Annotated in this window: 18 protein-coding genes; 12 read left to right on the top strand and 6 right to left on the bottom strand. The window is 72.9% G+C overall.

Annotated elements, in window-relative coordinates:
• Positions 1–106 precede the first annotated feature (106 nt).
• The 3 genes from J8M51_RS08495 to J8M51_RS08485 form a co-directional block, all read right to left on the bottom strand.
• Complete coding sequence (locus tag J8M51_RS08495) at positions 107–5,071, bottom strand: DNA-binding protein (RefSeq protein WP_267299073.1); 4,965 nt, start codon at positions 5,069–5,071, stop codon at positions 107–109.
• Positions 5,068–5,934 carry a DUF4132 domain-containing protein gene (locus J8M51_RS08490; protein ID WP_267299072.1) on the bottom strand — a complete coding sequence of 289 codons (867 nt, stop codon included), beginning with the start codon at positions 5,932–5,934 and terminating at the stop codon, positions 5,068–5,070. Before J8M51_RS08490 ends, J8M51_RS08495 begins: the two co-directional genes overlap by 4 nt.
• A 324-nt stretch (positions 5,935–6,258) precedes the next feature.
• Complete coding sequence (locus tag J8M51_RS08485; protein WP_086754045.1) at positions 6,259–6,852, bottom strand: TetR/AcrR family transcriptional regulator; 594 nt, start codon at positions 6,850–6,852, stop codon at positions 6,259–6,261.
• 120 nt (positions 6,853–6,972) lie between these two features.
• Here J8M51_RS08485 and J8M51_RS08480 point away from each other — a divergent pair, with 120 nt between their 5' ends.
• Positions 6,973–7,452, top strand: a complete 480-nt coding sequence (locus J8M51_RS08480; RefSeq protein WP_086754043.1) for a VOC family protein — start codon at positions 6,973–6,975, stop codon at positions 7,450–7,452.
• 55 nt (positions 7,453–7,507) lie between these two features.
• Here the strand turns inward: J8M51_RS08480 and J8M51_RS08475 are convergent, their stop codons facing one another.
• A complete protein-coding gene (locus J8M51_RS08475; protein WP_256964147.1) occupies positions 7,508–10,297 on the bottom strand; it encodes a M4 family metallopeptidase in 2,790 nt (929 codons plus the stop codon).
• A 541-nt stretch (positions 10,298–10,838) separates the two neighbouring features.
• On the opposite strand from J8M51_RS08475, the gene J8M51_RS08470 reads away from it, so the two are divergent.
• The 11 genes from J8M51_RS08470 to J8M51_RS08420 all read left to right on the top strand — a co-directional run bounded on the left by J8M51_RS08470 (position 10,839) and on the right by J8M51_RS08420 (position 23,247).
• Positions 10,839–11,351, top strand: a complete 513-nt coding sequence (locus J8M51_RS08470; protein WP_236067396.1) for a hypothetical protein — start codon at positions 10,839–10,841, stop codon at positions 11,349–11,351.
• A 432-nt stretch (positions 11,352–11,783) separates the two neighbouring features.
• Positions 11,784–13,928: a hypothetical protein gene (locus J8M51_RS08465; protein WP_086764058.1), complete on the top strand. Its 2,145-nt coding sequence runs from the start codon at positions 11,784–11,786 to the stop codon at positions 13,926–13,928.
• Positions 13,929–14,032: 104 nt separating this feature from the next.
• Positions 14,033–15,553, top strand: a complete 1,521-nt coding sequence (pelF, locus tag J8M51_RS08460; protein ID WP_267299071.1) for a GT4 family glycosyltransferase PelF — start codon at positions 14,033–14,035, stop codon at positions 15,551–15,553.
• Positions 15,550–16,968: a hypothetical protein gene (locus J8M51_RS08455; protein WP_267299070.1), complete on the top strand. Its 1,419-nt coding sequence runs from the start codon at positions 15,550–15,552 to the stop codon at positions 16,966–16,968. The genes pelF and J8M51_RS08455 overlap by 4 nt, the downstream gene beginning before the upstream one ends.
• A 66-nt stretch (positions 16,969–17,034) precedes the next feature.
• Positions 17,035–18,036, top strand: coding sequence for a GDP-mannose 4,6-dehydratase (locus tag J8M51_RS08450; RefSeq protein ID WP_216590703.1), 1,002 nt, complete (start codon positions 17,035–17,037; stop codon positions 18,034–18,036).
• 93 nt (positions 18,037–18,129) lie between these two features.
• Positions 18,130–18,843 carry a nucleotidyltransferase family protein gene (locus J8M51_RS08445; protein ID WP_086761243.1) on the top strand — a complete coding sequence of 238 codons (714 nt, stop codon included), beginning with the start codon at positions 18,130–18,132 and terminating at the stop codon, positions 18,841–18,843.
• A gap of 7 nt (positions 18,844–18,850) precedes the next feature.
• The gene (locus tag J8M51_RS08440; RefSeq protein ID WP_216590702.1) at positions 18,851–19,855 is read left to right on the top strand and encodes an NAD-dependent epimerase/dehydratase family protein; all 1,005 of its coding nucleotides are present in this window, start codon (positions 18,851–18,853) and stop codon (positions 19,853–19,855) included.
• Complete coding sequence (locus J8M51_RS08435) at positions 19,852–20,526, top strand: spherulation-specific family 4 protein (RefSeq protein WP_216590701.1); 675 nt, start codon at positions 19,852–19,854, stop codon at positions 20,524–20,526. Before J8M51_RS08440 ends, J8M51_RS08435 begins: the two co-directional genes overlap by 4 nt.
• A complete protein-coding gene (locus tag J8M51_RS08430) occupies positions 20,523–21,341 on the top strand; it encodes an endo alpha-1,4 polygalactosaminidase (protein WP_086758852.1) in 819 nt (272 codons plus the stop codon). The genes J8M51_RS08435 and J8M51_RS08430 overlap by 4 nt, the downstream gene beginning before the upstream one ends.
• Positions 21,342–21,356: 15 nt before the next feature.
• Positions 21,357–21,863 carry a hypothetical protein gene (locus tag J8M51_RS08425; protein ID WP_086758851.1) on the top strand — a complete coding sequence of 169 codons (507 nt, stop codon included), beginning with the start codon at positions 21,357–21,359 and terminating at the stop codon, positions 21,861–21,863.
• 154 nt (positions 21,864–22,017) lie between these two features.
• Complete coding sequence (locus J8M51_RS08420) at positions 22,018–23,247, top strand: PP2C family protein-serine/threonine phosphatase (RefSeq protein WP_086758858.1); 1,230 nt, start codon at positions 22,018–22,020, stop codon at positions 23,245–23,247.
• 13 nt (positions 23,248–23,260) lie between these two features.
• Here J8M51_RS08420 and ligA read toward each other — a convergent pair whose 3' ends face one another.
• Both ligA and J8M51_RS08410 read right to left on the bottom strand, forming a co-directional pair.
• Complete coding sequence (gene ligA, locus J8M51_RS08415; RefSeq protein WP_179203248.1) at positions 23,261–25,372, bottom strand: NAD-dependent DNA ligase LigA; 2,112 nt, start codon at positions 25,370–25,372, stop codon at positions 23,261–23,263.
• A 130-nt stretch (positions 25,373–25,502) separates the two neighbouring features.
• On the bottom strand, positions 25,503–26,948 hold the full coding sequence (locus tag J8M51_RS08410) for a glyceraldehyde-3-phosphate dehydrogenase (protein ID WP_086758847.1): 1,446 nt from the start codon (positions 26,946–26,948) through the stop codon (positions 25,503–25,505).
• Positions 26,949–26,952: the final 4 nt, after the last annotated feature.

The following is a 26,952-nucleotide window of genomic DNA, read 5'->3' as shown; positions in this document are numbered from 1 at the left end:
CGCGAATGATCAGTCGGTCTGTCGGTCTGTCGGTCTGCCGGTGGTGCCGGGGAAGGCCGGGGCCGGGGGCGCCCGTCGCCGGGCGCCCCCGTGTGTTCCCGTCCGCTCAGCGGCGGCGGCCCCGCCGCACCTTCAGTTCCTCGAACCGGGGCGTGTCGCCGTCCTGGATCCGCCGCCAGGCCCTGCGGTACAGCTCGGCGGGCGGCTCGGCCGGGACGATCACGCCCAACGTCGCGTGCTCGTCGCTCATCAGGGCGGCGTACAGCGGGAGCTTCCACCGCTCCAGCGGCAGCCGCGGCGCCCTCGGGTCGAGCCAGGCGCCGGGCAGGAAGAGCGACCGCCCGGCCCGGGTACGGCTGGCCTCCACCACCAGCTCGCCCGCGGCCAGTTCGGCACGGGCCGCCTTGAGCCGGGCCGGCTTCCAGCCCGTCCAGCGGGCCGTCATCCGGTCCGTGGGGTCGGGCATGGCGAGCAGCATCAGATAGAGCGTGGCGGCGTCCTCGCCGATGCTGTACTCCTTCGCCACCTCGGTCACCAGCTCGGGCACGGAACGGCTGGGGTCCTGCGGCCACCAGGTGCCGTCCTTGTCCCGCTCGCCGGCCACCGGGTCGCCCGGGTCGGCGAGGAGCGCCCCGTACGGGACGGAGCGGGCCAGCCGCAGCGCGACCTCGGCCTCGTAGGGCCGCTGGTCGTCGATGCGCAGCGCGGGCAGATACGGGTCCTCGCCGGCCTCGTCGAGCAGCGCGACCCGGATGCCCGGCGACGGCTGGTCGTCATAGGTGGCCAGGACGACGGCGCCGTACCGCTCGAAGCCCTCGCCGACCTCGGTCGGGGTGCCCGCGGTCTTCCGGAACGCGGGGAGCCCGATGTACCGGTCGAGGTCCAGCACCAGGCCCGGGTGGGCCAGCCGCTCGCGTACGGCGGTGAGCGCGGCCGGCAGCCCGGACCGGGCCGGGTCGCCCGCGGGCAGCCGGTGGGCGAGCCAGGCGGCGAGGCCGACCGCGCCGACCAGCGTGTCCGCGGTGAAGCCGACCGTGTCGTCGCCGACGGGCTTGACCCGGTCGCCGTCGACCGCCCACTCCAGGTCGCGGGTGAGCCGGGGCTCGTCCGCCGGGTACAGCAGCGCGGGCAGGGCGCTCCTCAGGTCCCACGCGGAGTGCTTGACCGCGCGGGAGGCGTCGGCGAGCAGTTCCTCGGGGATCGCCCGTCGCTTGCCCACCCGGCTGTTCCAGACCTCCGCCGCGGCGGCCACGTCCGGGCCGTCGGTCCACAGCAGGGCGGGGTCGGCGGGCAGCAGCGCGCCCACCACGGCGGCGCGGATCTCGCCGTCGACGCCCCGCAGTTCGTCCTTGGCGACGGCCGCGGGCGCGAGCTTCACCCCGATGGCGTTGCGTACCTCGGTGGTCAGGAACGAGCGCTCGTACGTGTCGACCTGCGGCAGTCCGGCCACGATCAGCCGGGCCGCGGTCTCGGTGACCCCGGTGAGCCGGGCGAACTCCTCGGCGGCCTCCGGGAACCAGGGCGCCGGGCCGCGCCCGGCCAGCTCCGAGAGGAACGCGTCCAGCGGGGAAGCGTCCCCTTCCCCGCCCAGCGGTGCGGACTCGTCGAGCGTGTACGGCGCGGGCGTCTCGAACAGCTGGGCCGGGTCGTGGAAGAACCCGGTGAACGTGCAGCCGTTGTCGTCGTCCAGGTAGGTGCGTTCCATGAGGGCGAGGAAGGCGCCGCCGCCCAGCGGCAGCAGTCCGTGCCATTCGCCGTCGCGCCACTCGCCCGACGGGGTGCGCAGCTGTCCGGGGGCCAGATTCACCGACACCTTGCGCCACCGCCCGGACTCGGCACCGCTACCCAGTCCGAGGGCCCGGAACCGGTCGAGCAGGGCGCTCACTGTCTCCCGGTGTTCCTGCGAGGTGGTGGCGGCAGCGGCCCGGAAGGCGAAGGCGGACGCGTGGCCGGCCAGCGACAGCAGCTCCAGCTCCCCGGTGGGCAACTGCGGCCCGTCGAGGTGGAGGCGCACGGTCCGCTCCTCCGGTACGGCGGTGTCCGGAAGCAGCCCGGCGGCCCTGCTCATCACGCGCAGGGCACGGAAGACGGCGTCGGACCCGTCGTCCTCGTCCCAGGAGCGACGCTCCCGGACGCCGAGGCCGCTCAACGCGTCCTGGAGCTCCGTGTCGGTGGGGCCGAAGGGTCCCTCCGGCTCCTCCACGCCCTCGTCGAGCGCCCGGGTCAGCCGGGCGGACGCCTCGTCGAGGACGGACTGCTGGGCGGCGGCGTGCCGCACGACGCCCGCGATGCCCGCGACGAGCGCGTCGTCCGTGACCGGCAGGACCGCCCGGATCGCGCGGGACAGCGTGTCCTTGTCGCCCTTGCCCTCCTGCTCGTTCCTGATCTCCTGGGCTGCCGCGTGCAGCAGGGCCGCCGTCGTGTCGCCGTCGATACGCCGCAGCGCGGCGGAACCCTCCGGGTCGCGGGCCGTCATGCACTCCCAGAACTGCACCGGCGGCAGCAGCAGTGTGCCCTCGCCGAAGACGCCCGGGGTGCGGTCGATCTTCGCGGTGGAGGTGACGACACCGTCCGTGTCGACGATCTCCATGGACCAGCCGTTGCGGACGACCGCACGCGCCCGGTCGTCACCCGGGAACACCACCAACGCGGACGGCCTGCCCCGCTCCGAGGGCACGGTGACGCTGTGTCCGGCCAGGTCCTCGCTGCGCCAGGAGCCGTCGGGCAGCCGGATCGTGCGCAGACCGAGCACGCCGTCCACGGGCGCGGAGGCGGGCGCGTGGCCGAGGGTCGGGGAGGGGCGGAGCCGACCGCCCTCGTAGGAGCTGCCCTCGGGGGCGTCGCGCAGCGCGTCGGCGAGGAAGGCGGGCATGCTCATCCGGCCGCGCCTGCCCGTCAGCGGGTCGTACTCGTAGAAACCGTGCGTGTCCCGGTCGCCCTCCGCGTGCCACACCCAGTACGAGGCGCCGTCGAACAGCAGCCGCCGCTCGTCGGGGATCGTGGTGTCACCGGCGTGCAGCACGCCCGCGCCGGTGGCCCGGCCGCCGCCCGGCAGGGCCACGGTCGTCCGCAGATTCCCCCGGTACCAGTCCATCTGCGTGCTGCGGACGCCGCCCGGGCCCTCCATCGTCTGCGGCTGGTCGGCGCGGGTGTGCCAGTAGCCGTGCAGGCCGCCGCTGCGGGGCCGCCAGTAGACGAGCAGTTCGCCGTCCACGTGGTGGAAGCCCGGGTCGCCCCACTTGTCGTCCGCCGGGATGCGCAGATCGTGGGTGAGGACGGTGCCCTCCGCGCCGATGACCCGGGCCTGGGCCTCGCCCGCGACGACGAGGTGCGGCCAGGCGTCGGCGATGACGATGTCCTCGACGTCGTCCTTCGGGACGAGGGTGGCGGTCGCGTCCTCCCAGGCGGGCCAGCCCAGTTCGTCGAAGAGTCCGGCGCGCAGGGTGCGCGACAGCACCGGCGTCAGATCGGTGGCGACGGCCGCGCGGACCTCGTCCTCGGCGAGCGCCAGCGCCTCGGCGGGCAGCCACTTCAGCCGGCCGAGCGCCTCGGGCAGCTGCGGCAGGCCCACGGCGGCGAACCGCCGGACGACCCCGCGCACCCACTCCGTCAGCAGCGGGCGACCGCCCGGTGACGCGGCCAGTACCCGGATCGCGCGCAACCCGTCCTGGTCGTTGCCGAACCGGTCCGCGCCCCGTCCGAACGCCTCGTGGAACCGGGCGTCGGCGGCCAGCGACAGCAGTTCGCGATGCCCCTCGCCGCGCGCCCACTGCTCCAGCGGCAGCGACGTGCTCTTCGCGGGGGCGGCCACCGGCACGTCCAGGGAGAGCAGCAGGTCGATCAGATCGATGTCGTGCGTGACCGGCAACTCGCGTCCGGCCGTGGTCAGTTCGGCCCGCAGTACGTCCACGGCACGCTCCACGGACGGGTACAGCTCCGGCATACGCGTGGAGCCGTTCCACGACCGCGCCTGCTCCCGGAACGTCAGGAACCGCTCCAGCCAGCCCGCCGTACCGTCGTGCGGACGCTGCTCCGCGGGCAGCGCGGTGTCCCACAGCCCGGCCGTGGCACCGCAGGCCTCCAGCATGTCCAGCCACATCGCGGGCATGTCGTCGTCGTTGGACGCGGGGAGCGTGTCCAGCAGGGTGCCGCGCACCTTCGGCTCACGCGTGGCGAGCGCCACCAGCGCCGCACGGTGGCCCTTCCACCAGCCCGCCGCCGCGCGCAGCGTGGACGGCAGGACCAGCAGTTCGGCCAGATAGTCCTGCTCGGTGCGGTCCGCGTCCCGGCCGGCGGCGCGGGCCAGCCTGCGCAGGTCGTTCGCCATCTGCGCGGACGGCGGCAGACCGCCCGCCGTACGGCGCAGGCACAGCTTGGTGAAGCGCTCCAGCGCCTCCTCCGCCGGGACCCGGGCGGCCAGCTCCTTCGCGTACGCCGACAGCACCTTCACCGGGAGCGCGCCGGCCAGCGCGAACTCCAGGAACACCGCGTCGAGCCGCTCCTCCTCGACGACCAGCCCGTGCTCCGCCTCGGCCCTGCGGGCGCGGCTGAACAACTGGGACGCGTAGGTGGCGTTCTCCTCGGCGATGAACACCCGCCCCGCCTGCTCGAAGAAGGTCGGCAGGAAGTGCGGCACCGAGGCCGCCAGCCGCTCGCCCAGCTCCAGATAGGCGTCCAGGGCCGCCTTCGGCTTGGACTTCACCTGCCGGGCGGCCTTCTCCAGGTCCGGCACGATCCCCAGCGCGTGGTGCCCGTCCGCCGGGTGGTGCACCAGCACCCACTCGGGGAAGCCCAGCGACTGCCGCAGCCCCAGCCCCACCACCGCGGGCTCGGCGTCCTGCTCCAGACCGAGGAACCCGGCGGCCAGATCCTCCGCCGCGCCCAGCTCCCCGGCGACCAGCCGCACCACTACCCGGTCGTCCAGGCCCGGATGGCGGTACGCCCGCGCGGTCAGCGGCACCGCCCGCTCCCCGGCCCCCTCGGTGTCCGGCGGCAGCACCCCGCCCGCCGCCAGCAGTTCCCCGTACGACACCTCGGTCCCCCCGCTCGACACGTCCGTCCCCCCGCTCATGCGTCCTTGCCTTCCTCGATCACGCGTCCCGCGAACAGCGCGGCCGCCATCCGCATGCCCTCCGACCAGGCCACCGGGCCCACCTCGCCCAGCGGCAGGGCGCGGCCTTCCGGGTCGTGCCAGGTGAGGGTGCCGGTCTCCACCTCGTCGTCGTAGTACGGCTCCCCGATCCATACGGAGGCCTCGACGGTGCGCTCGTCGTCCCGGATCCGGGCGGTGGCGTACCCGCCGGAGACGCGGTAGCCGAGGGAGGTGGCGCGGGCGGCGAGGGCGAAGCGCGAGCGGTACCGGCCGCCCGAGAAGTCCCGTACCTGGGTGGTCTTGGCGGCGAGGTCGTCCGGCCGCCGCCAGGTCGCCCGGTGTATCTGCTCGACGCGCTGCACGATGCCCAGTTCGGCCGCGAACTCCCGGATGTCGTCGAGGTCCGGCAGCAGCACGGGGTGCGGCAGGGTCACCGTGCGCGGGGAGAGGCGGACCGTCTCGCCGTCGAGATTGACGATCCGCAGTTCGCCGGAGTCGGTGGCGCCGCGCAGGAAGCCGACCTCGTCCGGGTCGTCGCCGACGACCGCGAGGTCGCGCAGCGCGGCCTGCCAGGCCTCGTCCGGCCACACCCGGGCCAGCAGGCCGGTGGGCACGGGCAGTGACGACACCATCCAGGTGTCCACCTGGGTGACGCACGCCGTCGCGTGCCGATCCAGCCATTCGGCGAACCGGCGCAGCCGGTCCACCTCCGGGTGGTCCTTCAGCGCCTTCGGCAGCGACTTCAACTGCCGTCCCGCCGCCCGGCCCGAGGTGGCCCGTGCGGCCACCCGCCCCTCCACAAGAGCGACTTCGTACCCGTCGCCCGCCGACAGCCAACCCACGAACCCCAGCCCTCCGCGTCAATTCCACAGGAAGAAAGCACAGTTCAGCCGGGGGATTCCCGGCCCAAGTGCGACCATGTGCGGAACGCTAGCGGCAGCCACTGACAATCGGTCCGGGCGCCTCCCCGAGCACCCCCGCGACGCGTCGGAGGACCCCGACGGCGAGCGGGCACGCGAGAGAAGACCCCTCCGGCGTCCGGCAAGCCAATCGAAGCGGGAACGCCGACGCATCCGTAGACCTACGTAACCGGAGTACGTACTACCGGCCAGTCACCGGACCGGAAAGAACGTAGGGCGGTGTGCTCACCCTCCGCAGTGGCGCGGTCAGCCGATGCCGCTCCGCAGCCCGTCCAGCAGCCGGTCCAGCGCCGCCACCGTCTGCTCCAGGGCCTCCGGGTCCGTCGACCTGGCCAGCCAGAGCGCCGCCTCGTTCATCGCGCCCGACAGGAGGCGCGCCAGTGGTTCCACCGGCTGATCGGCGATGATCCCGGTGTCGACGAGGAGCGCGAGGGCCTCGGTGAGATGCCGGGCGGAGGACTGCTCGTCCATGGCCCGCCACTCCTCCCAGCCGAGCACGGTCGGCGCGTCCACCAGCAGGACGCGGCGTACGGCCGGGTCGGAGCCGGCGGCCAGGAAGGCGCGGCAGCCGGCCCGCAGCTGCTCCCACGGGTCGTCGTGCCGTCCGGCGGCCTGTGCGACCCGCTCGCCGATTTCCCCCTGGGTCTCGGCGACCACGGCCCGGAAGAGCCCCGCCTTGCTCCCGAAGTGATGGTAGGCCGCGCCCTTGGTGACGCCCGCCGCCCGTGCCACGTCGGCGAGCACCACCGCGTGGTAGCCGTCGTCGGCGAACCGCCTTCGCCCCTCGGCCAGCAGTGCCCGCCGTGTCGCCGCACGCTGCTCCGCCCTCGTCGCCGCCATCCTGCCGCACCCCTTCCCTTCGCATACCTCAGGTATGTTAATCCCGGTTCTTCGCATACCCTGGGTATGTCAAAGAGGGTGTCGCGCATCCCGCCACCCGACGAGCCGAGGAGACCAGCCATGAAGACCGGACCCACCGGACCCACCGCGCTCACCGGCTTCTACCCGGTGATCGTCAGCCGTGACGTCGCCGCGTCACGCGACTTCTACGTGCGGCACTTCGGGTTCGCGGTGACCTTCGAGGCCGACTGGTACGTCAGCCTCCACCGCCCGGACGCGCCGCGGTACGAACTCGCCCTGCTCGCCCACGGCCACCCGACGCTCCCCGAGGGCGGGCGCGCCCCCCTCGGCGGCGGGCTCCTGCTGAACTTCGAGGTCGACGACGTGGACGGCGAGCACACCAGACTCGTCGGCGGGGCGGGCCTCACCGAACTCCTCCCCCTGCGCACGGAGGACTTCGGTCAGCGCCACTTCATCGTCGCCGCCCCGGACGGCGTCCTCGTCGACGTCATCACCCAGGTCCCGGCCACCGGCGAGTTCACCGAGCAGTACGCCCCCGGTCACGCGCCGCGCGCCGACGCGACCTCCTCGACCGGTTGAGCGCGGCGGTCCGCCGGACACCCGCCCGGCGGACCGCCGACCCCGTCCGGTCCGGTCAGCCGCACGTTCCGGTCGGCCGGGCCCGGGTCACCACATGACCGATGCCGGTGGTCGCGTCCAGCCACACGACCCGGGACCCGGTGGCCGCCGCCGCGGAGAGCTGCTCGCCGCGGTTGCAGGAGACGCGGACGCGCGCTCCCGCGGCGCCGGTGAACTGCCACAGCTTGGCCAGGGACTCGTTGCGGACCGCGGTGTCACCGGTGCGGGCCACCGCCGTGACCGTGGCCTCGGACGCCGTCACATGGGAGACGTTCAGCGAGTCGGGGCCGGTCTCCGGACTCAGGTCCACGACCCCGGAACCGTCCAGGGCGGAGCGCCGCAGCAGTGTCCTGCCGTCGTCCCGGACCTCGTTGGCGAGCCAGTACGCGTACCGGCCGTTCACCGCGGTCGGGCCGAGACTCGTGGTCGTCTCCGACCGGTGGAGCGGGGTGTCCTCACCGGTCGCGACGTCGATGACCCGCGTGGAGTACTCGTACGTCGCCCGCACCCGCCGGTAGTCCTGGTAGACGACCCGCCCGTCGCTCAGCGACGGGAAGGACGCCCGGCGGTAGGTGCCACCGCCGACGGACACCTTGCCCGCCGGGTCCTTCAGGCTCAGATAGGTCACGCCCCGCCGCCCGCCGTGGTTGTGGTGCTCGAAGGCCACCGTGTCGCCCTCGACGGCGATCGAGGTGCCCACACCCCGGCCGGACCACAGCTTGCGCACGGGACCGCCGGCGAGCGGCCGGGCGAGGACCTCCACCGGCCCGGACCCGTACGCCGCCCACACCACCGTCTTCCCGTCGGTCGCCGGATCGACGTGATAGCGGCCGTCGTTGGGGCTCATCAGCTTCAGCCGGCCCGTTCCGTCCGTGCGTCCGGCCCACACCGAGTACGCCTCGGTGCCCGCCTCGTCCGACGACGAGGCCACCCACCAGTCGCCGCCCGCGCCCAGCCGGGAGTCGGTGGTGTTGACGCGTTCCAGCAGCAGGTCGGAGTCGACGCCCAGGGCGAGTTCCCAGTTGGCGACGATGCCATGGGCGTTGAACGCCCGCCGTACGGCGTTCAGGTCCTGGCCCTCGACCCCCAGCGCCCCGGCGGCGGCGACCACCGCGTCCCGGCCCTGGGTGAATCCGTCGAGCGGGGTGAGGTACTCGGTGAGCGCCTTGTACACGACCTGGTCGGCGAGTCCGGCACCGAGGTCCTCACGGATGTCCCACAACGCGCCCGAGAAGATGGTGGAGTTGAGGTGGACGCCGCCGTTGTCGGTGCCGAAGCCCACACCGAGGAAGGACTTGGCGGTGGTCCGCCCGTCGTTCAGATCGCGAAAGGCGCACTCGGCCGGTGCCTTGGTGCGGCACAGCCGCTCGCCCAGCAGCCCCGCCTGCGGATCGTCCATGGGGACGCCGTGCACATCCGTCTCGATCGCGTTGCCGAAGTAGTCCGCGATCGCCTCGTTCAGGGCACCGGACTGGCCCGCGTAGACGAGGTCGGCCGAGTGGTCGACGACACCGTGGGTCATCTCGTGGCCGACGACGTCCAGACCGGCGGAGAGCGGACGGTACTCGGCGTCGCCGGTGCCGTACACCATCTTCGCGCCGTCCCAGAAGGCGTTGACGTAGGGCTCCCCGTAGTCCGTCACCCCCACCAGGGAATCGACCGACATACCGCGCCCGTCGAGACTGTCCCGGCCGTGCCTGGCCTTGAACCAGTCGAACACCTGCCCGGCGGCCCAGTGCGCGTCCACCGCGCCCGCCTCCGTCGCCTCGGCCCCGAACTCCGGGGTGGGCGAGGCGAACTCCGCCAGGCCGTCGGGCCATACGCCGGCCACGTCGGTGACCTGCCGGCCGCGCGCGTCCCAGGTGGAGAGCACGGGGCGGCCGGTCTCCTCGTCGACCCGGGAGCGGTCGCGCAGGACATGCGTGCCGCTCGCCTCGTCGAGGGTGACCTCCAGATCCACGGCACGGCCGTCCAGCCTGACACCGGAACCCGCGGCGTCGGCCGCGCTCCGTTTCCCGGCGCCGACGGCAGCGGCGGCGTTGGTTCCGGCGTTCGACCCGGCGTTCGACCCGGGGGCGCCGAACGTCTTGATCCCGCTGTACTGGAGGACCGGATAGCCGGCCCGCGCGTCGATGTACACCTCGCGCAGCACCGGTTCGCCGCCCGCCGGGTTCGCGCCCCGCACGGTGATGTGCCGGGTGAGCACACCCGTACCGCTGGGCAGCACGACCAGGCCGTGCGAGGTGCCGGTGAACGGGCTCTCCTCGTCCTCGCCGCCCTCCCCGTACGCGGCGAAGTCCTCCGCGCCCAGCTCCGACAGCACCGCGTCGACGGCGCGTTCGACGGCGAGCGCGTCGTCGACCCCGGCGGCCGTGGTGTCGGCCCGCAGCCCGGTGAAGTATCTGCCCGAGGTGCCGGTGACGACCCGTTCGCCGTCCCGTTTCTCCATCCGGACGACGTACTGCCCGCCCAGCACCGGAACGCCCCGGTGCTCCTGCCGCAGCCGTACGGTCTCGTGGCCGTCGTCCGTCGTGAGGGTCCCCGCCGGCTTCAGATCGCGCAGCGGAGCCGCGATCCGGTAGCGGTCGTCCCGTTCGGCGAGGTGGGCACGTGCCGCGGCCGCCGCGTCCGGGGCGTCCGGGGCCGGCTCGCGGATCCCCTCCACCAGCGCGGGTGTGGCCGTCCGTTGCCCCGGTATCAGCTCTCCCGGGCTCGGCGGCGGTGGCCTGTCCCCGCTCGCCGCGCCGGCGGGGACCGCCGGGACGACGAGCGCGGCGACGCCGAACAGCGCCGCCGCACCGGACACGGCGTTCCGCCGCGCTCTGGACAACCCTGTCCGTCTCTCCGAACTCTTCGCACGCGCTCCGGACCGACCCACGGTCCCCCCATTTCCCCAAGAACCGGAAACCGGCGGTGGTCGACCGCCGGGCAGGGCCATGCAACCGGTGACGCTCCGACACATCAACGGGGCGGGGGTTTCCACAGATGACTTCCGGCCCCGCTGCCGCAGAGGGCGGGGCCGGGGACCGGGTCGGGGCCGGAAATCGGCGGATGGCCGAGAATCCGCGCCCGCCGCGGCGGCGGGGGAGCGGCCCACAAGGTGCGATACACGCCAATGCCGTCCCTACGGCATCACGGGTCGGACGACCGTCACCCACCCCCTCCGCACCCCGTGTCACAGAGCCGTCACCGTGCGCTTATGCCGCTCGCCGGGTGGCCGCCACGGACTCGCCGCACCGCCTTCACCCGGCGCACAGTTCCGGCCGGGCGGCATCGGGCCGGTGCCCGCCGGGGCAGACGGCGCGCTCACCGGATGCCTAGCCTCCCGGCCCATGCGATCACCACAGATGAGACGTTTCGGCCTCGGTGCCGTCCTGGCCCTCGCCCTCGCCGTGTTCGGCATGGCGCCCAGCGCGAGCGCGGTCGCCGCGGCACCCGCGGAGCTGACGTTCACCACCAGCGGTGCCACCACCACGCGCGGCGGCACGGTCGACCTGTCGATGACGATCACGAACAACCACACCTACGACGTCTGGTTCATCTACCAGACCATCGAGCCGACCTGGCTGACCAACCAGCGCCCCGACCTGAAGTACTCCTTCACCGGCTGCACCCTCGCCACGGCCGCTGGCGCCACCCCCTGCTCCGGGACCGGCCCCGCCAACCTCGGCACCAACTACGGCGCCACGATCCCGCCCGGCCAGAGCCGTACGGTCACGCTGACGCTCCAGGTCGCCGCCGACTCCGGCTGCAACGGCAACATCGGCTTCTACTCGTACTTCTACGCCGAGTTCAGCGACAGCACGAACGTCAGCGGCGGCCCGGTGTACACCCCCGAGACCCGGGTGCTCTGCGCCTGACGGTCCGCCGGAGCGTGGACCGCCGTGACGGGAGTGACCTGAAATGATCTGCGATCGGGCTTCCGTGGCGGTCTGGACCACTGGCGAAGGATTCCACGGACCCGATCGGCCCGCCGGCATGTCCCGCAGGGCCCGGACCAGCGCGCCGGGCCCTCGCGGTCGTCGTGCGCCACACCGGCGGGCGGATGAGAAAACGTCCAATTCGGTTCCAGATGCGCCCAGTTGGACACCTGCGCTTTTCCGTCATGTTTCGCAGCATGACCGCGAAAGCCACACACAGACACCACTATGTGACGCGACGGATGCGTCGACGACTGGGTTCTGAGGGGGACGCCGGCGTCGCGCAAGGGGGTGCGTCCGCTCTAGGGGGTCCTGCGAAACACCTCCCTGAGAGGCGTACTCACCCCTGCCCGGGGGAGGGGACTTCACCGCATGAAGCGGACCTTACGCACCACCGTGCTCACGGTGGGCGCGCTCATCGCCGCGCTCGGGCTGCCGGCCGGCCCGGCGACGGCCGACGACACCGCGCCCCGTGTCGACCTGCGGGTCCTGGTGGTGAGCGACGGCGGCCCCGCCACGGACGCGATAGCCGCCGAACTCACCGCGGCCGGCACGCCGTACACCGAGATCGACCTCACCAGCGCCGACCGGCCCGTCATCGACGCCGGCTTCCTCGCGGACACGGTCGACGGCCGCCCTCGTGCCAGATTCCAGGCCGTGTTGCTGCCCAACGACAACCCGTTCGCGGCCGGCTCCACCGAGATGACGGCGCTCGCCACGTACGAGCAGACGTACGCGATCCCCCAGGTCGACGCCTACACCTACGCGCGTCCAGAAGCCGGTTTGCAGTACCCGGTCAACGGCGGCTACTCCGGCAGCCTCGACGGCGCCGAGGCCCAGGTGACCGACGCCGGGCAGGCCGGCCCCTTCGGCTACCTCGACGGCGCGGTGCCCTTCGAGGACAACGACCCCGCCATCGGGGAGAGTTACGCCTACCTGTCGAGACCGGTGGCGGGAGCCGACTTCACCTCCTACGTCGACGCGGCGATCCCCGGCCGGTCCACGCGCGGCTCGCTGGTCGGCGAGTACCGGCACGACGGGCGGCGCGAACTCGTCGTCACCTTCGTCTACAACCAGTACCAGCAGCAGTTCCGGCTGCTGGCCCGCGGCATCGTCGAATGGATGACCGGCGGGGTGCACCTCGGTGCCGCACGGAACTACTTCGCCGTGCACGTCGACGACGTCTTCGCCGCCGACGACCGCTGGAACACCGAACTCAACTGCACGCCGGGCGACGTCGACTGCACCGACCCGAACGTCGAGCCCGACCCCATCCGGATGACCCCGGCCGACGTCGACCACGCCACCGCCTGGCAGACCGAGAAGAACTTCACCCTCGACCTCGCCTACAACGGCGCGGGCAGTGTCGACCACCGCGAGGACAACAACGGCGACGACGCGCTCACCGACAAGTTCGTCGCGGACCGCGACCGCTTCCGGTGGATCAACCACACCTACTCGCACCCCTTCCTCGGCTGCGTCCAGGACACCGGCGTCGTCCCCTGGAAATGCGCGACCAACGCCGACGGCTCGACCCGGTGGGTGAGCCGGAACGACATCTCCGACGAGATCGCCACCAACCGGGTCTGGGGCGAGAACGCCGGACTCCCCCTGGAGAACGACGAGTTGGTCACCGGCGAGCACTCCGGCATGAAGGTGCTGCCGCAACAGCCCGTGGACAACCCCAACCTGGCGCTCGCCCTCGACGACAACGACATCGCCTGGCTCGGCTCCGACAACTCCCGTGAGCCCGCCCAGCGCCAGGTCGGCCCCGCCACCACCGTCCCCCGCTACCCGATGAACGTCTTCTACAACGCGGGCCGCGCCGCCGAACAGGTCGACGAGTACAACTGGATCTACACCAGCCGCGGCCAGGGCGGCAGCGGCATCTGCGAGGACAACCCGGCCACCACCACCTGCCTCACCGCGCCGCTGGACACGGCCACCGGCTACGACGAGGTCATCGTCCCGCTGGAGAAGCGGATCGCCCTCGGCCACGTCCTCGCCAACGACCCCAAGCCGCACTTCATCCACCAGTCGAACCTGGCCGAGGACCGTATCGCCTACCCGGTGCTCGACGGCGTCCTCGACGGCTACGCGGCCCTGTTCGCCGAGAACACCCCCGTGGTCAACCTGCGGATGAAGGACATCGGCGCCGAACTCCGGCGCAGGGCCGCCTGGCGGGCCGCCCTCCAGGCCGGCGAGGTCACCGCCTACCGCGTCGGCGCCACCGTCACCGTCGAGGCACCGGACGGTCTGGCGGTCACCGCCACCGCGCCCACCGGCACCACCCTCGCCGGGTCCGCCTTCGGCGAGGCCTACGCGGGCGCCGTCTCCGGCTGGACGCCCTCCGCGGGCGCGCCCCTGGCCCTCACGCTGCCGGCGTCCGCCGACCCCCCGGCCACCGCCGACGCCGGGTCCGCCGACACGACGCGGCCCGCGCCGGACACCCGCGTCCCCGCAGGGGTGAGCGCGAGAGTGCCGTACACCGCGGACACCGACACCGCGGACGACTGACCCGCGGCACCCCGCCCGCACAGCGTCCCGGCCGCCCCACCGGCGGCCGGGACCGGCAGGGAATCACCGGGAACCACCCCACACCACGGCCGTGGAGCACACCGATGCCCGTATCCCCCGACGCGCGCCGACTCGGCGCGACGCGCGTCACCCTCCTCACCGAAGGCACCTATCCGCACAGTCACGGCGGCGTGAGTGTCTGGTGCGACCAACTCGTCCAGGGCATGCCCGACCTCGACTTCGACGTCATCGCCGTCACCGGCACCGGACGCGAACCCGTCGTCTGGGACCTGCCCGCCCACGTCTCCCGGGTGCTGTCCGTCCCCATGTGGGGCGACCCGCCGGAGGGCCGCGAGCCCCGGGGCCGCGCCCGCCACCGGCTCACCACCGCCTACGAGCGGTTCCTCACCGCAACTCTCGACCCGGGCGCCGAGAGCGGATTCGCGCCCGCCCTGTACGAGCTGGCCGGCGCGGCGGCGGACGGCACCCTCAGCGCCTTCCTCCGCTCGGACCGGGCGATCGCCCGGCTGGCCGCCGTCTGGAACCGCCCCGGCCTCGCCGTACGCGAGGCCCGGCCCACCCTGCACGACGCGCTGACCGCGACCTCCCTGCTGGAACACGCCCTGCGCCCGCTCGCCGTACCGCCGCCCGAGACCGGCGTCGCCCACGCGGTCAGCGGCGGTGTCGCCGTCCTCCCGGGCCTCGCCGGCCTCGAACGGCACGGCGTGCCCCTGCTGCTGACCGAACACGGCGTCTATCTGCGCGAGCGCTACCTCGGCTACCGCACCGCCCCCTACCGCTGGCCCGTGAAGGCCGTCGTCCTCGGCTTCTTCCGCCTCCTCGCCGAGGAGACCTACCGCAGGGCGGCCCTGATCACCCCGGGCAACCGCTACAACCGGCTCTGGGAGGAACAGGGCGGCGCCGACCCCGGGTCCATCCGTACCGTCTACAACGGCGTCGACCCCGCCGCGTTCCCGCCCGCCGGGCCCGAGCCGGGGACGCCCACCCTCAGCTGGGCGGGCCGCGTCGACCCCATCAAGGACCTGGAGACCCTGATCCGGGCCTTCGCCCTCGTCAGGAAGCGACTCCCGGACGCGCGACTGCGGTTGTTCGGCGGCACACCGCGCGGCGGCGAGGCGTACCGGGAACGCTGCGAGGCCCTCGCCGCCGAACTGGGACACGCGGACGCCGTCACCTTCGAGGGCCGCGTCGACGACATCAGGGACGCCTACGCGGCGGGCAACGTGGTGATGCTGTCCAGCATCAGCGAGGGCTTCCCGTTCACCCTGATCGAGGCCATGTCGTGCGGGCGGGCCACCGTCTCCACCGACGTGGGCGGCGTACGCGAGGCCGTCGGCGACACCGGGCTGGTGGTGCCGCCGCGCGACCCGGAGGCCATGGCGCGGGCCGCGCTGCGACTGCTGGGCGACCCCGCGCGCCGCCGGGCGATGGGCGAGGCGGCACGTCTGCGGGTGATCGGCCAGTTCACCCTCCGCCAGACCATCGACACCTTCCGCTCCATCTACCTCGAACTGCCCACCCTGGACCGGCGGACGACGACCCCCGCGCCCCCGGTGGAGGCGCCCGCCCCGATCGGCACGGCGGCCGGATGGATGGCCGGATGAGCGGGCCCATGTCACTCGAACCCGGCGGCGTCGAACACGACACCCTCGCCATCCGGCTGGCCGACCGGCGCCGCCCGCGCCGCCGCCCCGGCTGGGCCCTCGGTGACGACACCACCCTCACCATCCGGCTGCCCCACCAGGGCCCCGACGAGGAGGCCGTCAGCGAACTCGCCGCCGAACTCGCCGACCGCGTCGGCCCGGCCGTCCATGCCTACGAGGTGGCCGCCCTCCTGGAGGCCGAGGGTCTGTCCGCCTCCCTCATCAAGGACCGCTACGGCCACCCGAACCTGTTCTCGCTGGCCTCGGCCCTCTACGAACGGGTCCCCAGGACCTTCCCGGAACCGGCCCCGACCGCCGACCCCTGGCGCCCGGACACCGTCCGCTGCCTCCTGCGGGGCGTGCTCTTCGCCCTGCCCGGCCTCGCCTACCTCCTGACCGCCCCCCTGTGGAACCCCGGCGCCCATGCCCCCGCCCTCATCGTCGCCGGACTCGTCTCCTGGGCCTGGGGCCAGGCCCTCGGCCACCGCGCCCATCTGCGGATGACGACCGGACGCCACGAGGCCGGCCGTACGCTCCTGATCGGCGCCCCCGTCGGCGCGCTGCTCGCCACGGCGATCGCCGCACTCCCGGCGGGAGGCGGCCCGGTGACCCTGGTGGCCGCCGCGCAGTCCGCCTATCTCGCGGCGGCGGGCGTGCTGCTGGTCCTCGGCCGGGAACGCCAACTCCTCGCCGCGCTCAGCCCGTTGATCGCCGGCGCCGTCGTCCTGCCCTGGTGGGAACCGGGCCCCTGGCCGCGCGCGGGACTGCCGCTGCTCGCGCTGCTCGCCACCCTCGCCGTCACCGGCCGCACCCTGCGGTCCACCCTCACCGCCCCCGCCGTGCCGGACGCCCGCCGCCCCCGCCTCCTGTGGTCCCTGCCGTACGGACTGTTCGGCCTGGCCGCCGGTGTGCTGGTGCTGCTGGAGGGCCGCGAGGAGCCGTACGCCGTGATCGTGCTGACGGTGAGCATGGGCCCGGCGGAGTGGCTGCTCTACCGCTACCGGGGCCTGTCGGTCGCCGCGCTGCGGGCCGCCGCGACCCCCGCCGGGTTCCTGCTGCGCTCGGCCGGCGTCCTCGGCCTCTGCCTGCTCGCCTACCTGCTGCCCCTGCTGCCGGCGGCCCTGTTCACCGACGCCGCCCCCGCCCCGCTGCTCCTGCTCGCGGCCGTCCTGTGGACCGCGCTGCTGCTCCAGGCGTTCGGCGCGGCCTGGCCGTCGGCCGCCATCTGCCTCACGGCCGCGGGCACCGCCGGGACCGTCACGCTGCTGCGGCTGCCACCCGGCGACCTCGCGCTGCCCCTGTGCTGCGCCGCCGCCGCGCTCTGTCTGTCGGCGTGCGCGCTGCGGCTGCTCGGCCGGCCCGCGCCGCACGCCTGAGCCCCGTGCTCACCCATGACCAGCACCCACACCCCCCACATCCATCCGACCGGAAGGACACACCAGTTGACCTCCGCACCGCTCGCCGCCGTCACCGGAGCCGAGGGCTTCATCGGCTCCCATCTGACCGAGGCACTCGTCGCCGCCGGGCACCGGGTCCGGGCCATGGCCCAGTACAACTCCTTCTCCTCCTACGGCTGGCTGGAGACCCTGCACCCGGACGTCCTGGACCAGGTCGACATCGTCCTCGGCGACGTCCGCGACCCCGGCTCGGTCCGCGGCCTCCTCGACGGCGCCGACACCGCCTACCACCTGGCCGCCCTGATCGCGATCCCGTACTCCTACCAGGCGCCGCACAGCTATGTGGACACCAACGTCACCGGCACCCTGAACGTCCTGGAGGCCGTCCGCGCCCTCGGCACACCCCGTCTGGTGCACACCTCCACCAGCGAGACCTACGGCACCGCGCGGACCGTGCCGATCACCGAGGACCACCCCATCAACACCCAGTCCCCGTACGCCGCCTCGAAGGCGGGCGGGGACCGGCTCGCCGACAGCTACCACGCCAGCTTCGACACCCCCGTCGTCACGCTGAGACCCTTCAACACCTTCGGGCCGCGCCAGTCGATGCGCGCGGTGATCCCCACGGTGATCGGCCAGGTCGCGGCGGGGGAGCGGACCATCACCCTCGGAGATCTGCGCCCCACCCGGGACTTCACCTTCGTCAAGGACACCGCGCAGGCCTTCCTCACCGTCGGCACCGCGCCCGCCGAGCAGGTCGTGGGCCGCACCTTCAACGCCGGCACCGGCGGCGAGATCTCCGTCGGCGACCTCGTCGCGCTGATCGGCAAGGTCATGGACAGCGACCTCGACGTCCGCGAGGACGAGGCCCGCATCCGGCCCGCGAACTCGGAGGTGATGCGGCTCGTCGCGGACGCGACCCGGCTCACGGCCGCGACCGGCTGGCGGCCCGCCCACACGCTGGAGGAAGGCCTCGCGCACACCGTCGCGTTCTTCCGCGATCCGGCCAACCTCGCCCGCTACAAGACGGGCATCTACAACATCTGACTCCCGTCCGGCACATCCGCAGCACATCGCGGCGCGTCCGCGACGTACATCCGTGAAGCACCTCGACGAAGGACTCGACGTAGGAGGAGCACCATGCACGCAGTGATCCTGGCGGGAGGCAAGGGCGTACGGCTGCGGCCCTACACCACCGCGCTGCCGAAGCCGCTCGTCCCCATCGGCGACCAGCACGCCATCCTGGAGATCGTGCTGCGCCAGCTCTCCACGGCCGGCTTCACCCATGTCACCATCGCCATCGGCCACCTCGGCGAGATCATCCGCGCCTATGTCGGCGACGGCTCCCAGTGGGACCTGACCGTCGACTACGCCCCGGAGGAGAGCCCGCTCGGCACCATGGGCCCCCTGCTCAACCTGCGCGACAGGCTGCCCGAGTCGTTCCTCGTCATGAACGGCGACATCCTCACCGACCTCGACTACGCCGACGTCCTGCACCGCCACCGCGCGTCCGGGGCGCCCCTCACCATCGCCACCTACGCCCGCAAGGTCCACATCGACTTCGGCGTGCTCACCACCGACAACTCCAAGGTCGTCGCCTTCACCGAGAAGCCGAGCATGGACTACCGCGTCTCCATGGGCGTCTACGGCGTCTCCCGCTCGACCCTGAACGACTACACCCCCGGGCTGCCGCTGGGCTTCGACGAACTGGTCCTCGATCTGATCAGGGCTCAGAACCAGCCGCACGCCTACGACTTCGACGGATACTGGCTGGACATAGGGCGCCCCGACGACTACGACCGGGCCAACGCCGAGTTCACCACCCGCAAGTCGCTACTGCTCAAGGGAGCCTGAGCACCGCATGCGCATTCTCGTCCTGGGCCACACCGGTTATCTGGGCACGCACATCGCCGAGGGGCTGCGGGCCCTGCCGGGCGCGCTGGTCCTCGGCGGCGGACGCGGACCCACCGCCGACCACACCGTGGACCTCGCCGCCGTCGGTCCGCCGGAACTGGCGAAGATCCTGGCGACGGCCGCGCCCGACACCGTGGTGAACTGCGCGGGCGCGACCGGTGGCGATCCCGTGACCCTCGCCGAGGTCAACGCCCGCGGTCCCGCCGTCCTGTGCGCCGCGCTCCGCGAGGCAGCTCCCGGCGCCCGGCTGGTGCATCTGGGGTCGGCCGCCGAGTACGGCCCCGGAGTCCAGGACGTCCGGGTCACGGAGTCGGCGGCCACCAGGCCGCTCGCCCCCTACGGCGCGACCAAGCTCGCGGGCACGGTCGCCGTGACCACCTCGGGTCTCGACGCGGTGGTCCTGCGGATCGGCAACCCGGTCGGCCCCGGCGCCCCGCCGACCGGCCTCCCCGGCCGTATCGCCACGCTCCTGCGCACGGCCGGCCCCGATCCCGACGCGGTGCTGCCCCTGGGCGACCTCTCCGCGTACCGCGACTTCGTCGACGTACGCGACGTCACCCGGGCGGTCGCGCTCGCGGCCACGGCTCCCGGTCCGCTGCCGCGCGTCCTCAACATCGGCGGGGGCCGGGCCGTCCCGGTCCGCGAGGTGGTCCGGGGCCTGGCCGGGAAGGCCGGCTTCCGGGGACGGATCGAGGAGAACGCGTTGGGCGCGGGCGGCGGTGCGAATGCCGGTCCGGGCCCGGGTGCGGCCGGGTCGGTCCGGTCGGGGGACGTGTCGTGGCAGTGCTCCGACATCACCGCCGCCGAGACGGCGCTCGGGTGGCGGCCGGCGCACAGCCTGGACGACGCGCTCACCGCGCTGTGGGAGAGCGGGCGGGACGGCAAGGGCGGGGGCGGCAAGAGCGGGGACGGCAAGAGCAGGGGCGGCGAGAAGGGTGAGCGTACGCCGTGAGTCTGCTGATCCCGCTGTACGTCCACCCGGCCGAGGACCCGGGCGCCTGGCACCGGCTGATCCGGGCCGCGACCCGCACGTACGGCGTGGTCCTCAACCCCGCGAACGGCCCCGGCGACGGCCCCGACCCCGCGTTCACCGCGGCGGCCGGGGCACTGCGCGCGGCCGGGGCCCGGCTGCTCGGTTACGTCGACACCGACTACGGGGTGCGCGACCGCGCCGAGATCGCCGACGACGTACGCCGCCACCAGGAGTGGTACGCGGCCGACGGCTGCTTCCTCGACCAGGTGACCGCCACCCCGGACGGCCTGCCCGCCTGCCGCCGCCTGGTCCGGGCCGTACGCCGCATGGGCGCCGGGACCGTCGTCCTCAACCCCGGGGTCCATCCGGCCCCGGGGTACGCCCGCCTCGCCGACCTCACCGTCACCTTCGAGGGCCACTGGTCGACGTACGTGTCGGCGTTCAGCAGGCCCACCTGGGCCGCCCGGCACCCGCCCGAGCGGCTCTGCCACCTCGTCTACGGCGTCCCCGAGGCCCTTGTCCCGCTCGCCGTCCGCACCGCGCACGACCGGGGCGCCGCGGTCTGCGGACCGGTCACCGGCGAACCCCCCAACCCCTGGGCCCGGTTGACCCCCGCGCTCACCGGCACGGATCGCGGGGAGGACCGATGAGGAGGCCGGCGCCCCGGTGCCCGGCGCTGGTGTCCGTACTGGTCGCCGTACTGGTCGCCGTGCTGCTGTCGGGCTGCACGCGGGACGGCGACGGCGGCTCGGACCAGGCCCCCGGAGACCTCTGGAGACCCCGGCCCGGTCTCGCCTGGCAGTGGCAGCTGGACGGCAGGGTCGACCCCTCGGCGGACGTACCGGTCTACGACATCGACGGCTTCGAGAACTCCGCGGCGGACGTGGCCCGGCTGCACCGCGACGGCCGCAAGGTCATCTGCTACGTCAACGTCGGCGCCTGGGAGGACTTCCGCCCCGACAAGGACGACTTCCCGCGCTCCCTGCTCGGCGAGGAGAACGGCTGGGAGGGCGAACGCTGGCTGGACATCCGGCGGTCGGACGTCCTGCGGCCCCTCATGGAACGCCGCTTCGACATGTGCCGGGACAAGGGCTTCGACGCCGTGGAACCCGACCTGCTGGAGGGCTACGGCAACGACACCGGCTTCCCCCTCACCGCCGCCGACCAGCTGGCGTACAACCGCATGATCTCCGACATCGCCCATGAACGCGGCCTGTCGGTGGGTCTGAAGAACGACCTGCCGCAGATCCCCCAGTTGCTGGACGACTTCGACTTCGCGGTCAACGAGGAGTGCGCCCAGTACGACGAATGCGCGCTGCTCACCCCGTTCATCGAGGCGGGCAAGGCGGTGTTCCATGTGGAGTACACCGAACCCAGGAGCGGCTTCTGCGCCGAGTCCCGCAGGCTGAGGCTGTCGTCGATGGTGAAGCGGCTGGAACTGGGCGTGTGGAGACAGCCCTGCTGACGAGGGAGGAACGGCATGGAAGGGTTCGCCGCGATCGCGGAGCGGGTCGCACGGGTGGACGCGGCCCTGCGGCCGATCGCCGAGGAACCCGTGGACATCACGGACCCCGACTGGGCGGAGAAAATGCGGCAGCGGCCGTCCGCGATGGACGAGGCGGGGGTCCGGGCGGAGGCCGAGACCGTACTGCGGGCCGTCCTCACCGCGTACGCGGACGGTGACGACGAGCTGCGGGTCTGGCTCCGCGCCCTCTTCGCGCGGTGCACCGCGTTCCGCTGGGGCACCCATCTGCCCGTGGAGACCACTCCGGAGGGATTCCGGCTGCGGCTGCTCCACCTGTCGGTGGTCGACCACGGCGACGACACCCGTGACGAGATCCTCACCCTGCGTGACGTGTGCGCGGACGCCGACCGGGCGGGCGTCGACATCGGCCCCCTGCTGCGGCAGGTGGCGGAGCTGTCCAGCCCGGTGGACAAGTACGGCATGGGGTCGACGCGGGACATCCTGCTCCGCGCCGCTCGCTGACCGGCGCGTAAGCCCCCGCCGGGCCCGCGACACAGCGTCCTATATCGCACAACAGTCCGTGACCAGGTCATTTTCCCGGAACAGGACCGCGCCCCGGAGGCCATCCGCTCCTATGGTGGAGATCAGGCACGGGGCGGACGCTGAGGCGGCGACCATGGCGGATACGGAGATCGACTACGCGGCGGTGTTCCAGGCGCTGCCGGGCATGGTGGCGCTGCTGACACCCGAGCTGGTGTACGCGGACGCGAACGAGGAGTTCCTGCGGATGGCGGGCCGCACCCGCGAACAGGTCGTCGGCCGGTACCTCTTCGACGTCTTCCCCGACAACCCCGAGGACCCGTCCGCGAACGGCATGCGCAATCTGGCGGCCTCCCTCAACCGGGTCGTCGAGACCGGTGAGCGGGACGCCATGGCGCTCCAGCGCTACGACGTGGAATCGGCACAGTGCCCGGGGGAGTGGTCGGAGCGCTACTGGAGCCCGGTGAACGCGCCCATCCTCGGCCCCGACGGGAAGGTGGTGCTGCTGATCCACAAGGTGGAGGAGGTCACCGAGCTGATCCGCGCCCGGGAGCGGGCCCCCGGCAACCGCGCCCGGGTGATGGAGGCCGAGCTGTACACCCGCGCCCGGGAGCTGCAGGAGGTCAACGAACGGCTCCGCGAGGCGCACGCCCATGAACGGGAGGTCGCGCTCGCCCTGCAGACGGCGATGCTGCCCGCCCCCAACCCGCTCGGCCACCACCGGGCGGCCGTGCGCTACCAGCCGGCGACCGACGCGCTGAACGTGTGCGGCGACTGGTACGACCTCGTCGACCTCTCCGGCGTCGACCGCATCGGGATCGCCGTCGGCGACGTGGTCGGACACGGGCTGGCCGCCGCCTGTGTCATGGGCAAGCTGCGCAGCGCGCTGAGCGCCGCGTCCCTGGTGGCGGACGGCCCCGCCGAGGCCCTGGACGCGCTCGGTCTGTACGCCCGCTCCGTCGACGGCGCCGAGAACACCACCGCCGTGCAGACCTGCGTCGACTGGGACACCCATACGATCACCTACAGCAGCGCCGGTCATCTGCCGCCCGCCCTGCTGCGCCGGGACGGCGCCGTCGTCCTGCTCGACCAGGCCACCGATCCACCGCTCGGCGCCCGCCCGGAACACACCCCCCGTCCCGAAGCGACCCTCGGCTTCACCGAGGGCGACATGCTCGTCCTCTACACGGACGGTCTGATCGAGCGCCGGGACGAGGACATCGACGTCAGCCTCGCCCGTCTCGCCGACGCGCTCACCCGCCACCGCCGGGCCGGGCCCGAGCCGCTCGCCGACGCGCTCCTGCTGGACCTCCTGCCCGACGGACGGGCCACCGACGACGCGGCCCTCGTGATCATCGGCCTCTGAGCAGGGCGTCGGCTCACTCCAGGAAGTCGGCCACCAGGGCGGCGAACTCGTCCGGGCCGGCCAGCCGGATGCCGAGCGTCTCGGCCTTGGCGCGCTTGGACCCGGCGTTCTCGCCCGCCACGACCAGGGACGTCTTCTTGGAGACGCTGGACGAGGCACGGCCGCCCGCCCGCTCGATCAGTTCGTTCATCTGGTTGCGGCTGAGCTTCTCCAGGACGCCGGTCATCGCGCCCGTGACCACCACGGCCATCCCGGCGAGCGGACCGCCCGGCTCCGAGGGCTGCGCGGAAGCGTCGGTGCCGGTGTCGGCACCGGCGTCGGCGGGCGCGTCCTCGACCGGGGCGGGCGGTGTGGCACCCGGTTCGGTCATGTTCACCCCGGCCGCGACCAGCTTGTCGATGAGCGGGGCCAGCTCGGACAGTTCGGCCACGATGGACGGGGCCTTCTCGGTGCCGATGCCCTCCACCCGCTGGATCGCCTCGGCGTCCGCGGCCCGCAGATGGTCCATGGTGGCGAAGTACCGGGCGATACGGCGGGACATGGAGCGTCCGGTGCCCCGCACCCCCAGCGCGCACAGCACCCGCGACAGCGGTCGCCTCTTGGCCGTCTCCAGCGCGGCCAGCAGATTGTCGGTGCTGGTCTCGCCCATGCGCTCCAGACCGAGGAGCTGCTCCCGGGTGAGGGTGAACAGATCGGCGAGATCGGCCACCAGGCCCGCCTCGACGAGCTGGACGACGCGTGTGTGGCCGAGCCCCTCCACATCGAGCTGGTCACGGCCCACGGCATAGGAGAGGGACGCCACCAGATGGCAGTTGCGGCCGTTCTCGCAGCGCCAGCGCTGCTCCCCGGTGTCGATGGCGGAACCGCATCGCGGGCACACCTCGGGGAAGACGATCGGCTGCTCGTCACCGGTGCGCAGATGGGCGACAGGCGCTTCCACGCGGGGGATCACGTCACCGGCGCGGTGCACCATGACGTGGTCGCCCAGCCGCAGATCACGGCGGGTGATGTCGGCCGGGTTGTGCAGGGTGGCGTACGTGATGGTGGAACCGTCGATCTCGACCGGCTCCAGCACTCCGCGCGGGGCGATGATGCCGGTGCGGCCCACGTTCCACTGCACCTCCAGCAGTCGGGTGATCTTCTCGACGGCCGGCAGCTTGTACGCGATCGCCCAGCGCGGGGCGCGCGAGCCCGAGCCGGCGGCCCGCTGGTCGGCGGCGAGGTCGGCCTTGACGACGATCCCGTCGATCCCGAACGGCAGCTCGGCCCGCAGCGCGGCGATCTCCTTCACCCGGTCCAGGACCCCCTCGACCGAGTCGGCGGTGACACCGGGCACGGCGGTGCTCGCGGTGGTGTTCACGCCCAGTTCGGCGGCGCGCGCCATCAGCTCGCTGTGGGCCAGCTCGCCCAGCCGCTCCGCGAACGCGGTGTCCGTGTCCGGCAGTGCCAGCAGCCCGTACCCGAAGAACGTCATCGGCACGGTGTAGGCCCGCTCCCGGGCGCGCAGGGTGCCCGCCGCCGCGTTGCGCGGATTCGCGAACGGCTGCCCGCCGTGTCCGGTGCGCACCTCGTTGGCGTGCTCGAACTGGGCGTTCGTCATGAGGACTTCGCCCCGCACCTCCACGGTGACCGGCTCGGCCAGCTCGGTCGGCAGTCCCTCGACCGTGCCGATGGCGTGCGAGACGTCCTCCCCGGCCGTCCCGTCGCCCCGGGTGATCAGCCGGGTGAGCCGGCCCTGTGTGTAACGGGCGGCGACCGCGAGTCCGTCGAGCTTCGGCTCCACCCCGAACCGCTCCACGTCGTGCCCGATCCGCCGGGCCAGCGACGCCGTCCACGCGGTGAACTCCTCGCCCGAGAACACGTTGTCCAGGCTGAGCATCGCCACCGTGTGCGGCACGTCCCCCTCGACCGCGCCGCCGGCCACCTTCCCGCTCGGTGAGTCCGGCAGCACCTCGTCGGGATGCGCGGCCTCCCACACCGCGATCCCCCGCACGAGTCTGTCGTACGCGTCGTCGTCCAACACCGACGTCCCGCCCGTGTAGTACGCGGCCGAAGCGCGCACCGCGTCCTCGACGGCCTGGGCGTAGGCGGCGGCATCCACGATCACTGCAACTGATGTCGTCATGGGACCCATCCTGCCTCCCACCACTGACAACGCCGCCGGATGCGCCGGAGGGCCGGGTACGCCGAGGGCCGGGCGAGCGATGGACGGCTCGCCCGGCCCATGGTCGGACGGGGGGTGTACCGGCGGTGGGTCAGACCGCCGGCGACGGGTACGTCGGGTACTCCACCCCGGAGACGTGCTGGACGACCCGGACGACCTGGCAGGAGTAGCCGAACTCGTTGTCGTACCAGAGGTAGAGGATCGCGTTGTCGCCGTCGACCTTGGTGGCGCCCGCGTCGACGATCGAGGCGTGGCGGGAGCCGATGAAGTCGCTGGAGACCGAGTCGGGCGCGTTGGTGAAGTCGATCTGGCGCTTGAGCGGCGAGGTCAGCGAGACGTTGCGGAGGTGGTCGAGGACCTCCTCGCGGTCGGTCTCCCGGCCGAGGCGCAGGCTGAGGATCGCGATCGACACGTCCGGGACGGGGACGCGGATCGAGCTGCCGGTGATCGGCGCCTTCAGGTCGGGCAGCGCCTTGGCGACGGCCGACGCGGCACCCGTCTCGGTGATCACCATGTTGAGCGGCGCGGAGCGGCCCCGGCGGTCCGACTTGTGGTAGTTGTCCAGCAGGTTCTGGTCGTTGGTGAACGAGTGGACGGTCTCCACATGACCGCGCAGCACACCGAACTCGTCGTCCATCGCCTTCAGCGGCGGCACGATCGCGTTGGTGGTGCAGGAGGCGCAGGACAGGATCCGCTCGTCCGGCTTGATCGTGTCGTGGTTGACGCCGTGCACGATGTTCGGGACGTCGCCCTTGCCGGGCGCGGTCAGCACGACCTTGTCGATACCGGGCCGCAGATGCGTGGACAGGCCCTCGCGGTCGCGCCACTTGCCGGTGTTGTCGATGAGGATGGCGTTCTTGATGCCGTACTCGGTGTAGTCCACCTCGGACGGGTCGCCGGCGTAGATGACCTTGATCTCGTTGCCGTTGGCGTTGATCGTGCTGGTCGACTCGTCCACGGTGATCGTGCCCTGGAACTGGCCGTGGATGGAGTCCCGGCGCAGCAGCGAGGCGCGCTTGACGATGTCCTGCTCGCCGCCCCCGCGCACCACGATGGCGCGCAGCCGCAGCCCGTTGCCCGAGCCGGCCTTCTCGATGAGCAGCCGGGCCACGAGGCGGCCGATGCGACCGAAGCCGTAGAGGACGACATCGCGTCCCTCGCCGCCCGCGATCTTGTTGGCGCCCGTGGCACCGGCGACGGCCTCGGCCGTGAACTCCTCGGCCGACAGCCCACGGTCGTCGGCGCGGTGGGCCTCGGCGAGCAGACCGATGTCGATCTGGGAGGGCCCGAGGTCGAGCATGGTGAGGGCCTGGAGGAACGGCAGGGTGTCGGTGACCGAGAGCTCCACACCGGCGATCTGGCGGGCGAACCGGTGGGTCTTCAGGATGCTGACCACCGACTTGTTCACCAAGGAGCGGCTGTGCAGCAGGACCGTCACGTCCCGCTCACGGTGCAGCTTCCCGATGATCGGGATCATCGACTCCGCGATCTCCTCGCGGTTCTTCCATTGGGTGAACGAGTCCTCGTAGGCAGTCACAGAT

The organism is Streptomyces griseiscabiei (assembly GCF_020010925.1).
Classification (GTDB): Bacteria; Actinomycetota; Actinomycetes; order Streptomycetales; family Streptomycetaceae; genus Streptomyces; species Streptomyces griseiscabiei.
This window is presented reverse-complemented; position numbering and strand designations above follow the sequence as displayed.